Annotated in this window: 12 protein-coding genes; 5 read left to right on the forward strand and 7 right to left on the reverse strand. The window is 70.9% G+C overall.

Translation table 11 applies throughout. The annotated features are described in order from the left end of the window. Positions 1–56: 56 nt before the first annotated feature. A complete protein-coding gene (locus RNB18_RS38620; RefSeq protein ID WP_311718746.1) occupies positions 57–1,199 on the forward strand; it encodes a methyltransferase in 1,143 nt (380 codons plus the stop codon). Beyond that, positions 1,192–1,968 carry a class I SAM-dependent methyltransferase gene (locus RNB18_RS38625; protein WP_311718747.1) on the forward strand — a complete coding sequence of 259 codons (777 nt, stop codon included), beginning with the start codon at positions 1,192–1,194 and terminating at the stop codon, positions 1,966–1,968. Before RNB18_RS38620 ends, RNB18_RS38625 begins: the two co-directional genes overlap by 8 nt. On the opposite strand, the gene RNB18_RS38630 is transcribed toward RNB18_RS38625, so the two are convergent. After that, a complete protein-coding gene (locus RNB18_RS38630) occupies positions 1,946–2,797 on the reverse strand; it encodes a class II fructose-bisphosphate aldolase (protein ID WP_311718748.1) in 852 nt (283 codons plus the stop codon). The two genes, RNB18_RS38625 and RNB18_RS38630, sit on opposite strands and share 23 nt — an antisense overlap. Positions 2,798–2,805: 8 nt before the next feature. Further along, a complete protein-coding gene (locus tag RNB18_RS38635) occupies positions 2,806–3,690 on the reverse strand; it encodes an SIS domain-containing protein (protein ID WP_311718749.1) in 885 nt (294 codons plus the stop codon). 155 nt (positions 3,691–3,845) lie between these two features. Between RNB18_RS38635 and RNB18_RS38640 the strand changes: the two genes are divergently transcribed. Together RNB18_RS38640 and RNB18_RS38645 are read left to right on the forward strand one after the other, a co-directional pair. Further along, positions 3,846–5,666, forward strand: a complete 1,821-nt coding sequence (locus RNB18_RS38640; RefSeq protein WP_311718750.1) for a glycoside hydrolase family 15 protein — start codon at positions 3,846–3,848, stop codon at positions 5,664–5,666. A 36-nt stretch (positions 5,667–5,702) separates the two neighbouring features. Continuing rightward, positions 5,703–6,581 carry a PhzF family phenazine biosynthesis isomerase gene (locus RNB18_RS38645; protein ID WP_311718751.1) on the forward strand — a complete coding sequence of 293 codons (879 nt, stop codon included), beginning with the start codon at positions 5,703–5,705 and terminating at the stop codon, positions 6,579–6,581. A 27-nt stretch (positions 6,582–6,608) separates the two neighbouring features. Here RNB18_RS38645 and RNB18_RS38650 read toward each other — a convergent pair whose 3' ends face one another. After that, entirely contained in the window at positions 6,609–7,580 is a 972-nt protein-coding gene (locus RNB18_RS38650; RefSeq protein ID WP_311718753.1) for a hypothetical protein, read from the reverse strand. A 173-nt stretch (positions 7,581–7,753) separates the two neighbouring features. Here RNB18_RS38650 and RNB18_RS38655 point away from each other — a divergent pair, with 173 nt between their 5' ends. Continuing rightward, the gene (locus RNB18_RS38655; protein WP_311718864.1) at positions 7,754–9,994 is read left to right on the forward strand and encodes a heavy metal translocating P-type ATPase; all 2,241 of its coding nucleotides are present in this window, start codon (positions 7,754–7,756) and stop codon (positions 9,992–9,994) included. A 57-nt stretch (positions 9,995–10,051) separates the two neighbouring features. Here the strand turns inward: RNB18_RS38655 and RNB18_RS38660 are convergent, their stop codons facing one another. Genes RNB18_RS38660 through RNB18_RS38675 form a run of 4 tightly spaced genes read right to left on the reverse strand, consistent with a single transcriptional unit; the run spans position 10,052 to position 13,732 of the window. Then, complete coding sequence (locus tag RNB18_RS38660; protein ID WP_311718754.1) at positions 10,052–10,654, reverse strand: hypothetical protein; 603 nt, start codon at positions 10,652–10,654, stop codon at positions 10,052–10,054. After that, positions 10,651–11,517: a carbohydrate ABC transporter permease gene (locus RNB18_RS38665; RefSeq protein ID WP_311718755.1), complete on the reverse strand. Its 867-nt coding sequence runs from the start codon at positions 11,515–11,517 to the stop codon at positions 10,651–10,653. Before RNB18_RS38665 ends, RNB18_RS38660 begins: the two co-directional genes overlap by 4 nt. Beyond that, positions 11,514–12,452 carry a carbohydrate ABC transporter permease gene (locus RNB18_RS38670; RefSeq protein WP_311718756.1) on the reverse strand — a complete coding sequence of 313 codons (939 nt, stop codon included), beginning with the start codon at positions 12,450–12,452 and terminating at the stop codon, positions 11,514–11,516. The genes RNB18_RS38665 and RNB18_RS38670 overlap by 4 nt, the downstream gene beginning before the upstream one ends. Beyond that, positions 12,449–13,732, reverse strand: a complete 1,284-nt coding sequence (locus RNB18_RS38675) for an ABC transporter substrate-binding protein (protein WP_311718757.1) — start codon at positions 13,730–13,732, stop codon at positions 12,449–12,451. The genes RNB18_RS38670 and RNB18_RS38675 overlap by 4 nt, the downstream gene beginning before the upstream one ends. Positions 13,733–13,739 lie beyond the last annotated feature (7 nt).

The following is a 13,739-nucleotide window of genomic DNA, read 5'->3' on the forward strand; positions in this document are numbered from 1 at the left end:
GCCCGAGCGGGCCTGAGCTGCGACTCCGATAGCCTGGACGCACGATGGACGACCGTATGACGACCCCCTGGGGCGAGCTCGCGCTCACCCGTTTCCCCGAGGACCCGCGTGACCTGCTGCGCGCCTGGGACGCCTCCGACGAGTATCTGCTGAGGCATCTCGCGGCGGAGGGCGTGGCCCTGTCCGGCACGGTCGTGGTGGTCGGAGACCGCTGGGGCGCACTGGTCACCGCGCTGGCGCCGCACCGGCCGGTCCAGATCACCGACTCCTTCCTCAGCCAGGAAGCGACCCGCGCCAACCTCGAACGCGCCGGCGTCGAGCCCGGCGCCGTCCGGCTCCTCACCACACAGGACCCGCCGCCCGGTCGCGTCGACGTCCTGCTGGTGCGCGTGCCGAAGAGCCTGGCCCTGCTGGAGGACCAGCTGCTGCGGCTGGCGCCCGCGGTGCACGAGGGCACGCTCGTCGTCGGCACCGGCATGGTGAAGGAGATCCACACCTCGACGCTCCAGCTGTTCGAGCGGATCCTCGGGCCGACCCGCACCTCGCTGGCCGAGAAGAAGGCCCGGCTCATCTTCTGCACACCGGAGCCGTCGCTCGAACGGCCCGCCAACCCCTGGCCGTACGGCTACACCCTTCCGGACGGCATCGGTGCCGCCTCCGGGCGTGCCGTCGTCAATCACGCGGGCGTCTTCTGCGCGGACCGGCTCGACATCGGCACCCGGTTCTTCCTCCAGCACCTCCCGAAGAGCCGTGGCTCCCAGCGGATCGTGGACCTGGGCTGCGGCAACGGCGTCGTCGGTACGGCGGTGGCCCTGGCCAACCCCGAGGCCGAGATGCTGTTCGTCGACGAGTCCTTCCAGGCCGTGGCCTCGGCGGAGGGGACGTACCAGGCGAACGGCGTGCCGGGGCAAGCGGAGTTCCGGGTCGGGGACGGTCTGGCGGGGGTCCCGGCGGGCAGCGTCGATCTCGTCCTCAACAACCCGCCCTTCCACTCCCACCAGGCGACGACCGACGCGACGGCCTGGCGGATGTTCACCGGAGCGCGCAGGGCGCTACGGCCCGGCGGCGAACTGTGGGTTGTCGGGAACCGCCATCTCGGCTATCACGTGAAGCTGCGGAAACTGTTCGGCAACAGTGAACTGGTCGCCGGAGGACCGAAGTTCGTGGTGCTCAAGGCGGTGAAGGAGCCGGGTGTCTGATCCCTCGGTGCGGGCCTTCTACGACGCGCTGGCCCCGGACTACCACCGGATCTTCGCGGACTGGGATGTGAGCATGGCGCATCAGGCGGCTGTGCTCGGAGCGCTCGTGCGGGAGGTCCTGGGGCCGGGGCCGCACCGCGTCCTGGACTGCTCGTGCGGCATCGGGACCCAGGCGATCGGACTGGCCCTCGCGGGGCACCGCGTCGTCGGCAGCGACCTCAGTCCGGTGGCCGCCGCACGCGCCGCGCAGGAGGCCGCGGCTCGCGGGGCAGGGTTGCCGGCCGCCGCCGCGGACATGCGACGGCTGCCGTTCGTGTCGTCCGTCTTCGACGTCGTCGTCTGCGCCGACAACTCCCTGGCGCATCTGTTGACGGCCCCGGACGTGGAGGCCGCGCTCGCGGGCATGCGCAGGGTTCTGCGGGACGGCGGTCTGCTGGTGCTCACCCTTCGGGACTACGACGAGATCCGGCGGACCAGGCCCGGCGCCGCGCCTCCGCAGGTCTCCGAGGACTCCGGCGGCCGGCTGATCACCTTCCAGCTGTGGCAGTGGCACGAGGACGGCGAGCGCTACGACCTGGAGCACTTCCAGCTCGCGGACGGCGGTGGGGACGACTGGGGCGTCCGCGTCCGCCGTACGACCTCCTGGGCCCTGACCCGTTCACAACTGACGGAGTTCGTGACCGCGGCCGGTTTCGCCGAGGTGCGTTGGCATGATCCGGCCTCCAGCGGCTTCTACCAGCCGGTCCTCACCGCCCGAGCAGCTGGATGATCCGCCGGGCCGCCTCGGCCATGGCGTCGCGCCCGACACTCAGGTAGGTGCGGGAGTCCACCGCCTCGGGGTGAGCCGCCAGGAACTCCCGGATCGCGCCGGTCATGGCGATGTTCAGCGCGGTGCCGACGTTGACCTTGGCGATGCCGCCCGCGACGGCCGCGGTGAGTTCGTCGTCGCGGACTCCGGAGGAGCCGTGCAGGACGAGGGGGACGTCCAGGGTGGTGGTGAGGCGTTTGAGCAGGTCGTGGTCGAGGGTGGCGGTGCGTTCGGTCATCGCGTGGGCGCTGCCGATGGCCACGGCGAGGGCGTCCACGCCGGAGTCGGCGACGAAGGCGCGGGCCTCGGCGGGGTCGGTGCGGGCGCCGGGGGCGTGGGCGTCCAGCGCGGGCCGGCCCTGTTTTCCGCCCACTTCCCCCAACTCGGCCTCGATCCAGAGCCCTTGGGAGTGCGCCCAGTCGGCGGCCGCCCGGGTGGCGGCGAGGTTCTCGGCGTAGGGCAGATGGGCCGCGTCGTACATCACGGAGCCGAAGCCGGCGTCGGCCGCCTGGCGCAGCAGGTCGTCGCTCCGGACGTGGTCGAGGTGCAACGCGACGGGAACGGCGGCGCGTTCGGCCGCGACGACGGCGGCGCGAGCGAGCGGGAGGAGCCGGCCGTAGCGGAACTTGACGGCGTTCTCGCTGACTTGGAGGACGACGGGCGCGCCCAGGGACTCGGCGCCGGTGATGACGGCCTCGACGTGTTCCAGGGTGATGATGTTGAAGGCGGCGACGGCGGAGCGGGCGGTGGCGGCGCGGGTGACGAGCTCGCCGGTGGTGACCAGGGGCACGACGTCTCCTAGGGGCGGGCGAGGATCACCGAGCGGGTGAGGTGGCGGGGCTGGTCCGGGTCGAGGCCGCGGGCCCCGGCGACGGCGACCGCGAGGCGCTGCACGCGGACCAGTTCGGCGAGGGGGTCGAGGGTGCCCGGCACCCACAGTCCGCCGGTCTCGCGGACCTGTTCGGCCAGCCCCTCGGGTGCCGCGCCGAGCATCCAGGTGGCGGTGCCGTGGGTGGTGATGCTGATGGGGCCGTGCCGGTACTCCATCGCCGGGTAGGCCTCGGTCCAGGCGAGGGAGGCCTCGCGCATCTTCAGCCCGGCCTCGCTGGCCAGCCCCACCGTCCAGCCCCGGCCGAGGAAGGTGAACTGCGTGCACTCGACGAGGCCTTCGGGCAGGGGGGTCGTGAGTGCGGTGCGGGCGTCGGCGACGACGGCGTCGGTGTGCAGGCCCAGGTGGGCACGGAGCAGAGTGAGGGCGGTGGTCGCGAACCTCGTCTGGACGACGGAGCGTTCGTCGGCGAAGTCGAGGACGACGACCTCGTCGGCGACGGCCATGACGGGGGTGGCGGGGTCGGCGGTGAGCGCGGTCGTGCGGGTGCTCCCCTTCAACTGCCCGAGCAGGTCGAGGACTTCGGTCGTCGTGCCGGAGCGGGTGAGGGCGACGACACGGTCGTACGAGCGGCCGCGCGGGAACTCCGACGCGGCGAAGGCGTCGGTCTCGCCCTGGCCCGCGGCCTCCCGCAGCGCCGCCACGGCCTGCGCCATGAAGTACGACGTGCCGCATCCGACGATCGCGACCCGCTCCCCGGCCGCCGGGAGCGCGCGGGCGTGGCCCGCGGCCTCCGCCGCCGCCCGGGTCCAGCACTCGGGCTGGCTGGTCAGCTCGTCCTCGACATGAGTCATGCCGTACCTCTCCGTCACTTTGATTGCTCTTGCAAGATATAGCCATCTTTCGAGCACAATCAAGCATACGCGGGCAGGAATGGTGCCGCGGTGCGAGGGCTGTTCTCGTGACACCCGCGGCCGATCCTGCATAGGGTGATCCGCAGGAGGCTGCGATGAGCGGATCACCCAGGGATCACACGGGCTACCTGCCGATCGCCGAGCACGGTCTGATCGGCGACCTGCGCAGCGTGGCACTGGTCGGGACCGACGGCACCATCGACTGGTACTGCTGCCCGTCCTTCGACGCGCCGAGCGTCTTCGCGTCGATCCTGGACGCGGAGCGCGGCGGCTGCTTCGAGCTCGCGGCGACCGTGCCGGCGCGCACCAAGCAGTTCTACTTCCCCGACACCAACGTCCTGATCACCCGGTTCTACACCGAGGACGGCGTGGGCGAGGTCCAGGACTTCATGCCGGTCGACGGCGACACGGTGGAGACCGAGCGGCACCGGCTGATCCGGCGGGTGGTGTGTGTGCGCGGCTCGATTCCGTTCCGGACACGCGTGGCCCCGCGTTTCGACTACGGCGCCCAGCCGCACACGCTCCGCATGGTCGGGGACGTCGCGGTCTTCGAGACCCCCAAGCTGTCGCTGGGCCTGACCGCGACCGTGCCGCTGGAGACCGAAGGCCCGGACGTACGCGCCGACTTCAAGCTCTCCGAGGGCGAGTCGGCGGTGTTCGCGCTGGACCAGGTCGGCGGCGAGGTGACCCCGCGCCGGTGTGCGCGCACCGAGGCCGAGGAGCAGTTCAACAGCACGGTCGCCTACTGGCGGCACTGGCTGTCCGCCTCCAAGTACCGGGGCCGCTGGCGGGAGATGGTGCACCGCTCCGCCCTCACCCTCAAGCTGCTCACCTACGCGCCCACCGGCGCCATCGTGGCCGCTCCGACGACGAGCCTGCCCGAACAGCTCGGCGGCGAGCGCAACTGGGACTACCGGTACGTGTGGGTGCGGGACGCCGCCTTCTGTGTGTACGCACTGCTGCGGCTCGGCTTCACCAGCGAGGCCGAGGCGTTCATGGACTTCCTCATCCGGCACGTCAGTCCGGACGGCCACGGCCCCTCCGGGCCGCTCCAGATCATGTACGGCATCGACGGCCGTACCGATCTGACGGAGCGTGAACTCGACCATCTGGAAGGCCATCAGGGCTCCGCGCCGGTCCGGGTCGGCAACGCCGCCGCCGACCAGCTCCAACTCGACATCTACGGCGCCCTGATCGACTCGATCTACCTGTACGACAAGTGGGCCAAGCCGATCTCCAGCGACCAGTGGGACGACGTGTCCGCGCTGGTGGACTGGGTGTGCGAGAACTGGGACCAGCCCGACGAGGGCATCTGGGAGACCCGCGGCGGCCGCAAGAACTTCCTGTACTCGCGGCTGATGTGCTGGGTGGCGATCGAGCGGGCGATCCGCATGGCCAACCGGCGCGGGCTGCCGGCCGACCTGAACCGCTGGCGGGAGTGCCGCGACACGATCTACCGGCGGATCATGAAACGCGGCTGGTCGGAGACCCGGCAGGCGTTCGTCCAGCACGAGGACGGCGATGTGCTCGACGCGGCCGTGCTGATGATGCCGCTGACCAAGTTCATCGCGCCGACCGACCCCAAGTGGCTGTCCACGCTGGACGCGCTGACCGAGGAGCTGGTGTCGGACTCCCTCGTCTACCGCTACGACCCGACGGCGAGCCCCGACGGACTGCGCGGGGACGAGGGCACCTTCTCCATCTGCTCGTTCTGGTACGTCGAGGCGATGGTGCACGCCGGCCGGATCGACGAAGCACGGCTGGCCTTCGAGAAGATGCTCACCTACGCCAACCATCTGGGTCTGTACGCCGAGGAGATCAGCAACACCGGCGAGCAACAGGGCAACTTCCCGCAGGCGTTCACCCATCTCGCCCTGATCAGCGCGGCCTTCAACCTGGACCGGGCCCTCGGCTGAGGAATAGCCGTCGGCCGATCCCACGTTGCAGCCGGCATGACGACGAACGCGCCACGGCCCGAGGTCCTGCGATACACCGCCTTCTCCACCAGTCCCGAGGGCGGCAACCCCGCCGGCGTCGTCCTGGACGCCACAACCCTGGACGACGGCGACATGCTGGCCATCGCCGCCGAGCTCGGCTACTCGGAGTCGGCGTTCCTGACCGCGCCCCCGGAGGGCCTCGAGGGGCCGGAGGGACGGACCTTCACCATCCGTTACTTCAGCCCCAAGGCCGAGGTGCCGTTCTGCGGCCACGCCACCGTCGCGACCGCCGTCGCGCTGGCCGAGCGGATCGGCCCGGGGGAGCTGGTGTTCGCCACGCCCGCCGGCACCGTACCCGTGTCGGTGGCCGAGGAGGACGGGACGGTCAGGGCCACGCTGACCAGTGTCGAGCCGCACGTCGAGGAGGTCGCCGAGGCCGACCTCACGGAGGCGCTGGCCGCGCTCGACTGGCCGGCCGCCGATCTCGACCCGGCGTTTCCGCCCCGGATCGCGTTCGCCGGCGCCCGTCACCTCGTCCTCGCGGCGGCGACGCGCGCACGCCTCGCGGATCTGGCGTACGACTTCCCGCGCCTCGAAACCCTGATGCACCGACTGGACCTGACCACGGTCCAGTTGGTGTGGCGGGAGTCGGCGACCGTGTTCCACGCCCGTGACCCGTTCCCGGTCGGCGGCGTGGTCGAGGACCCCGCGACCGGCGCCGCGGCCGCCGCGTTCGGTGCGTATGCCCGTGACCTCGGCCTGGTCCCGGAGGACGCCGTCCTCACCCTGCACCAGGGCGAGGACCTGGGCCGTCCCGGCGAACTCACGGTGACCCTGCGCGCGGGCGACCCCCGTGTCCGGGTCGGGGGCGCGGGGGCTCTCATCGGCCAGTGAGCCGCGGGGCGGGCTCGTACCTGAGCGTCAGTGGCCGTGCTCGCCCGAAGACTCATGGGGGGCCTCTTCGGAGGCCTCTTCCCCTGTCGCTGCTGCGCCCGCCCGGACCGTGAACGCGGCGGTGTGCACCTTGCCCTCGTGCTTGAAGTCGAGGAAGAGCCGGTAGGTGCCGCTGCTGGGCGCCGTGGCCGTGAAGGAGATGTCCGGGCCGGGCTCGGTCGAGCCGTCGCCGGGTGCACCGCCCGGGTGGACGTGGAGGTAGGCGAGGTCGCCGGAACGCAGGGCGACGAGGTGGCCGTAGGCGCCGAGATAGGGCTGGAGATCGGTGACGGGCCTGCCGTTGCGCGAGACCGTCAGCTTCAGCTCGCGGGCGGCGCCGGGGCGCAGGGCTCCGCCCAGCTTCACCTCGTAGCCCTCGGTCGTGGCGGTGGTGTCCGGCGCCGGCAGGCTCCGCGGCGCATAGGTGCCCGACACGGCCAGATCCGCGCCGAGGGTGAGGTTCTCGGCGCCCTTCTTCTCGGGGGTGAAGTCGGCGAAGACCCGGTAGCCGCCCGCGCGGGGCAGCGACACGGGGATGCTCCAGGTTCCGTCGGCGGCCCGGGTGGGGTGCAGATGGCGGTAGGTGTTCAGATCGCGTGAGGCGACGATGAGGTGGAGTTCCTTGTCGTGTTCCCGGCGGAAGGCGGTGACCGCGCGGCCGTCCTCGCCCCGGATGGCGAAGCGGAGGTCGGCGGTGCGTCCGGCCGCGAGTCGTGGGGTCCGCAGGTCGAGGGTGTAGCCGTTCTCGGAGATCTGGAGTCCCCCGGCCGGGGGCGACTCGTGGCCCGAGTGCCCGGAGCTCTCCGATTGCCCTGACTCGCTGTCTGTCGTGTGTGCGTCATGGCGGGCGGGCGTCTCGTCGTCGGTCACGGGGCCGACGCCCTGGCCCACGCCGTAGGCGGTGCCGAACGTCGCGGCCAGTGCGGCGGCGAATGCGGTGATCTTCAGTCCAGCGTGCATGGCCGGCTCCTCCACGTCGGTATGTGGCTCTCGATGCACTTCACCATACCCCTGGGGGGTATCAAGTCAACCTCTTCGATCGGCTTGCCTCGAATACCCATGGGGGGTATACATGAGTTGCGACCCACCATACCCCCGCCTGGTATCCACGAGGAGTAGTCATGACCACCACCATGACCACCACCGCAGCAGCCGAGACCGAGCTGGCCATCGGCGGCATGACCTGCGCCTCGTGCGCGGCACGCATCGAGAAGAAGCTCAACCGGATGGACGGGGTCACCGCCACCGTCAACTACGCCACCGAGAAGGCCAAGGTCACCCACGCCGTCGGCGTCTCGGTCCAGGACCTGATAGCGACCGTCGAGAAGACCGGGTACACGGCCCGGGAACCGGCACCACCCGAGCCGTCCGCTCCCGACGAGGAAGAGCCCGACGAACTGCGTTCCCTGCGCGAGCGGCTGGTGACCGCCGTGCTGCTGGCGGTGCCCGTCGTCGCGATGGCGATGATCCCGGCGCTGCAGTTCGAGTACTGGCAGTGGCTGTCCCTGACGTTGGCCGCGCCCGTGGTGACGTACGCCGGATGGCCCTTCCACAAGGCGGCGTTCACCAATGCCCGGCACGGCGCGGCCACGATGGACACGCTGATCTCGGTCGGTACGACGGCCGCCTTCGGCTGGTCGCTGTGGGCGCTGTTCTTCGGGACCGCGGGCACGCCGGGAATGAAGCACCCCTTCGAGCTGACGATCGCCCGCGGCGACGGCACCGGGAACCTGTATCTGGAGGCCGCGGCCGGGGTCACCGCGTTCATCCTGGCCGGGCGGTACTTCGAGGCCCGCTCCAAGCGCAAGGCGGGCGCGGCCCTGAAGGCGCTGCTGGAACTGGGCACGAAGGACGTCACCGTGGTGCACTCGAGCGGGCACGAACAGACCGTCCCGATCGCGGAGTTGAAGGTCGGCGACCGCTTCCTCGTCCGTCCCGGCGAGAAGATCGCGACCGACGGGACCGTCATCGAGGGCTCCTCCGCCGTGGACGCCTCGATGCTCACGGGTGAGTCCGTGCCGGTGGAGGTCACCCCCGGAGATTCCGTCACCGGCGCCACCCTCAACGCGGGCGGACGGCTCGTCGTCGAGGCGACCCGGGTCGGCTCCGACACCCAACTGGCCAGGATGGCCAAGCTGGTCGAGGACGCCCAGAACGGCAAGGCGGCCGCTCAGCGGCTCGCGGACCGGATCTCCGCGGTGTTCGTGCCGGTCGTCATCGCGCTCGCCCTCGGCACCCTGGGCTTCTGGCTCGGCAACGGCGCCGGTACGGCCGCCGCGTTCACCGCCGCCGTCGCCGTCCTGATCATCGCCTGCCCGTGCGCCCTCGGGCTCGCCACGCCGACCGCTCTGCTGGTCGGGACCGGGCGCGGCGCCCAACTCGGCGTCCTCATCAAGGGCCCCGAGGTCCTGGAGTCCACGCGCAAGGTCGACACCGTCGTCCTGGACAAGACGGGCACCGTCACCACGGGCCGGATGACCCTGCTGGCCGTGCACCCGGCGAACGGCACCGACGAGGCCGAAGTCCTGCGGCTGGCGGGCGCTTTGGAGCACGCGTCGGAGCACCCGGTCGCCCGCGCGGTCGCCGACGGGGCGATGGAGAAGCTGGGTTCTCTCCCCACGCCGGAGGACTTCGCGAACGTGCCGGGGCTCGGGGTGCAGGGCATCGTCGATGGTCATGCCGTGCTCGTCGGCCGCGAGCGACTGCTCGCCGACTGGTCCTTGGAGCTGCCCGAGGAGCTCCGACGGGTCAAGTCGGAGGCGGAAGCCCTCGGTCGTACGGCGATCGCGGTCGCCTGGGACGGCGAGGCGCGGGCCGTGCTCGAAGTCGCCGACGCGGTCAAGGACACCAGCCGTGAGGCGATCGTCCGGCTGCGCGCGCTGGGCCTGACGCCGATCCTGCTGACCGGTGACAACCGGGCCGTGGCCGAGTCCGTGGCCCGGGAGGTCGGCATGGACGCGGAAACCGTGATCGCCGAGGTGCTGCCGCAGGACAAGGTCGACGTCGTCAAGCGGCTTCAGGCAGAGGGCCGTTCGGTCGCGATGGTCGGTGACGGCGTCAACGACGCGGCCGCGCTGGCTCAGGCCGACCTGGGCCTGGCGATGGGCACCGGCACGGACGCCGCGATCGAGGCGGGCGATCTGACCCTCGTCCGGGGCGACCTGCGGGCCGCGGCGGACGCCATCCGCCTCGCCCGCCGCACCCTCGGGACGATCCGGTCCAACCTCTTCTGGGCCTTCGCCTACAACGTGGCCGCGCTGCCGCTGGCGGCGGCCGGACTGCTCAACCCGATGCTCGCGGGGGCGGCGATGGCGTTCTCGTCGGTGTTCGTGGTCGGCAACTCGCTGCGGCTGCGGTCGTTCCGGGCCGCCTGATCCGGCCGGCCGGGCGGGCAGGGACTCCGAAACCGGGAGCCCCTGCCCGCCCGTCTCTCAGCCGAACGTCTCCCTGGCAGTGAGCCGGACATGTACGGCGGTGAGCGCGAGCGCCAGCGGTCCGGGCACCAGGAAGGCCAGCGGCACCAGCATCCAGGCACACAGGGCCGCCGTGGCCGCGGCGAGCAGCACCAGGGCGCTCCCGCCGACATCCCGTACGGCGTCCCGGGCGGCCTCCCGCACGGCGGCCGGCCAGTCGGTGAGCGACTCGGGGCGGGCGCAGGCCCGCAGGCCCACCACCAGGGCGACCGCTCCGATGCCGGCGGCCACCACCGCGAACAGCGGCGCCGCCGGCAGCCCGGCCCCGGCGAGCGCCAGGTCCGCCAGGAACAACAGGGCGCCGGCCAGGGCGACGGCGCCCGCCCCCAGGTCACCGGCCCGCAGCCGACGCCGTAGCGTCGCGAAGTACCGTCCCGCGGTGGCCGGTTGCCCCTCCCCCGCGCCCCGCAGGACGGCGCACGCGGTCGACAGCGCGGCCGGGGTCGTCACCACGGGCAGGCAGACCAGGGCCGTTGCCAGGCCGACGCTCAGCATGTCGGCGAACAGGGTCATCCTGGGCCCGAAGACCTCGCCCGGTTCACGAGCACGCATCCCGCTCATCCCTTGAGTCCCGAGCTCGCCATGCCCTCCACCAGGAACCGCTGGAAGGCGAGGAAGAACAGCACGATCGGCAGCAGCGCGATCACCGACATCGCGAACATCGGGCCGAACGCCGACTGGCTGGAGGCGTCCACGAACGACCTGAGGGCGAGCGTGAGCGTGAACTTGTCCGGGTCGAAGAGGTAGATGAGCTGGCTGAAGAAGTCGTTCCAGGTCCAGATGAAGGTGAAGATCGCCGTGGTGATCAGCGCGGGCCTGGTCAGCGGCAGCACGATCTGGAAGAAGCTGCGGAAGGGTCCGCAGCCGTCGATGCGGGCGGCTTCCTCCAGCTCACGCGGCAGACCGCGCATGAACTGCACGATGAGGAAGACGAAGAACGCCTCCGTGGCCAGGAACTTGGGCAGGATCAGCGGCCAGTAGGTGTTCACCATGCCGAGCTTGTTGAAGATGATGTACTGCGGGATCAGGATCGCGTGGTGCGGCAGCATGATCGTGGCGATCATGAAGGCGAACATCGGGCCGCGGAAACGGAAGCGCAGTCGGGCGAAGGCGTAGGCGGCGAGCGAGCAGCTGATCACGTTGCCGAGGACCGCGCCACCCGCGATCAGCAGCGAGTTGGACAGCAGCCGCCAGATGGAGACGTCGTTGACGCCCTCGAAGGCGGTCTCGTAGTTCGACCACTCCAGGTGGCCGGGCAGCAGGTCGAGGCTGGCGATCACCTCGTCGGCCGGCTTGAGCGAGGTGGCGAGCAGCCACGCCAGCGGGTAGAGCATCACGAGCAGGGCGGCCAGACAGCCTAGGTGCAGGGCGAGCCTGCCCCAGCGAACGGGCTTGCGGGCGGCGGCAGTTGATACGGAGGTCATCGGTCCCCCTCGGAAGCGTAGAAGACCCAGGAACGCGAGGTACGGAACAGCACCGCCGTGACGACCCCGATGACCAGCAGCAGCACCCAGGCCATGGCGGAGGCGTAGCCCATGTGGGAGGCGACGAAGCCGCGGTCGTAGAGGTACATCGTGTAGACGAGCGTGGAGTCGGCGGGGCCGCCCTTGCCCGCGCTCACCGCGAAGGCGGGTGTGAAGACCTGGAAGGCCTGGATGGTCTGGAGGACCAGGTTGAAGAAGAGCACCGGGGACAGCATGGGCACGGTGACGGACAGGAACTGCCGCCATTTCCCGGCCCCGTCGACGGCCGCCGCTTCGTAGAGCTCGGCGGGTATCTGTTGCAGACCCGCGAGGAAGATGACCATCGGCGCCCCGAACTGCCACACCGTCAGCAGCGCGACGGCCAGTAGTGCCCAGCCGGGCCTGTTGACCCAGCCGCCGGTGCCGAACAGGTTGTCCACGGTGCCGCCGTCGTTGAAGACGGCTCGCCAGACGAGGGCGATGGACATGGAGGCGCCGAGCAGCGAGGGGGCGTAGAACGCGGACCGGTAGAAGGCCTTGCCGCGTTTCATGGACTTCAGGGCGAGCGCGACGACCAGCGCGAGGGCCAGTTGGAGCGGCACGGCTATGACGACGTACATCAGGGTCGTCGTGACGGATCGCCAGTAGCGCGGGTCCTCGGTGAACATCTGCGTGTAGTTGCGCAGGCCCACCCAGTGGGGCGGGTCGAAGAGGTTGTAGTCGGTGAAGGACAGGTACAGCGAGACGGCCATCGGCAGCAGGGTGAGGACGCTCGCGCCGAGGACCCACGGGGAGAGGAACACCCACGCGGCGCCCTGGCGTTCGCGCCTGGGCCCACGCTTCGTGGTGGGGGCGGTGGCGCGCTTCTCCCCCGTCGGTATCGCGGTGGTGGTCATGACCTCAGCTCCGCCTTCGCCTCGGTGACGTAGTTCTCGGCCGCCTCGCGGGGCGTCATGCGCTCGTAGGAGACCTGGTCGTAGTCACGCTGGAAGGTGGTCTGCAGGGCGTTGTCGCCGGAGGGCGGGGCCTGCGGCGGATCCTTCAACTTCCCTTCCAGGGACGCCTGGTAGTCGGCGACCGTCTTGTCGAAGTCCTTGAGGAGGGGTGCTGTCTCCTTGCGGATGGTCTCGTTGACGGGGATGCCGCGGGTGGCGCCGAGGATCTTCGCCGCGTCCTGGTCGTTGAGCAGGAAGTCGACGAGCTGGGCGGCGGCCTCGGCGTGGCCGGTGTGGGCGGAGACACCGAGGAACATCGACGGCTTGAAGTACTGCCCTGGCGTGCCGTCGGAGCCGGACGGCATGGGCGCCAGCGCGATCCCGGTCGGAATGATCGCGAGGTAACCGCTCGACGGAGCATCCCAGTTGTTGTCCGCGGTGGCCTTGCCGCGGCCGAGCGGGGTGTTCTCGACAGAGCCGTCGAGCTGGGTGGTCTGCTCGGCCGGGGAGACGGACTCCTCGCGCCTCAACTGGTCGGTGAACGTCCACCACTTGGTGAGGTCGTCGGCGGTGAAGCCCAGTCCGCCGCTCTTCGTGTAGAGGGCCTTTCCCTGTCCGCGCAGCCAGACCTCGAAGGCGTCCTCGTTCTGCCCGGGGTCGGTGGCGCCGGGTTGGCCGGTCTTCTTCTTGAGGGCGCGCATGGCGTCGGCCCAGTCGCCCCAGGTCCACCCCTGTTTCGGGAGCGGCACCCCGGAGGCCTCCCAGGTCTTGACGTCGTAGACGACGGTCTCGGTGCCCCGGCCCTGCGGGATCGCGTACTGGGTGCCGTCCACGCGGCCGGTGGCGAGCAACCCGGAGTCGATCTCGGAGGTGCGCAGCACGGCCTTCTGCTTCGCCAGGTCGAGCAGGACCCCGCCGGAGGCGTACTGGTCGATCTGGCGGTAGTCGAGCTGCATCACGTCGGGTGCGTCGCCGCCCGTGGCCTGGACGGCGAGCTTCTGCTTGTAGGCGTCGTAACCCGAGAACGACGTCTGCACCCGTACGTTCGGGTGCTGTTTCTCGAACAGGGCGACGGCCTGCTCGGTGCGCTCCGCGCGGTCGGGATTGCCCCACCACGTGTAGCGGAGCACGACCTTGCCGCCGCCGACCGATTCCCCGGATCCCCCGCAACCGGCCGCCAGCGCGCAGAGCGCGAGTGCGACGGCCGAAGCGCAGAACCCCTTTGTCCTGTGTCCGGGCATGCCGAGG

Source organism: Streptomyces doebereineriae, from assembly GCF_031845645.1.
Taxonomy (GTDB): Bacteria; Actinomycetota; Actinomycetes; order Streptomycetales; family Streptomycetaceae; genus Streptomyces; species Streptomyces canus.

Excerpts from the sequence above, each read along its gene's own strand:
- RNB18_RS38620 (WP_311718746.1), top strand. The coding sequence starts at position 57 with ATGACGACCCCCTGGGGCGAGCTCGCGCTCACCCGTTTCCCCGAGGAC.
- RNB18_RS38635 (WP_311718749.1), bottom strand. The coding sequence starts at position 3,690 with ATGACTCATGTCGAGGACGAGCTGACCAGCCAGCCCGAGTGCTGGACC.
- RNB18_RS38640 (WP_311718750.1), top strand. The coding sequence starts at position 3,846 with ATGAGCGGATCACCCAGGGATCACACGGGCTACCTGCCGATCGCCGAG.
- RNB18_RS38645 (WP_311718751.1), top strand. The coding sequence starts at position 5,703 with ATGACGACGAACGCGCCACGGCCCGAGGTCCTGCGATACACCGCCTTC.
- RNB18_RS38650 (WP_311718753.1), bottom strand. The coding sequence starts at position 7,580 with ATGCACGCTGGACTGAAGATCACCGCATTCGCCGCCGCACTGGCCGCG.
- RNB18_RS38655 (WP_311718864.1), top strand. The coding sequence starts at position 7,754 with ATGACCACCACCGCAGCAGCCGAGACCGAGCTGGCCATCGGCGGCATG.
- RNB18_RS38660 (WP_311718754.1), bottom strand. The coding sequence starts at position 10,654 with ATGAGCGGGATGCGTGCTCGTGAACCGGGCGAGGTCTTCGGGCCCAGG.
- RNB18_RS38665 (WP_311718755.1), bottom strand. The coding sequence starts at position 11,517 with ATGACCTCCGTATCAACTGCCGCCGCCCGCAAGCCCGTTCGCTGGGGC.
- RNB18_RS38670 (WP_311718756.1), bottom strand. The coding sequence starts at position 12,452 with ATGACCACCACCGCGATACCGACGGGGGAGAAGCGCGCCACCGCCCCC.
- RNB18_RS38675 (WP_311718757.1), bottom strand. The coding sequence starts at position 13,732 with ATGCCCGGACACAGGACAAAGGGGTTCTGCGCTTCGGCCGTCGCACTC.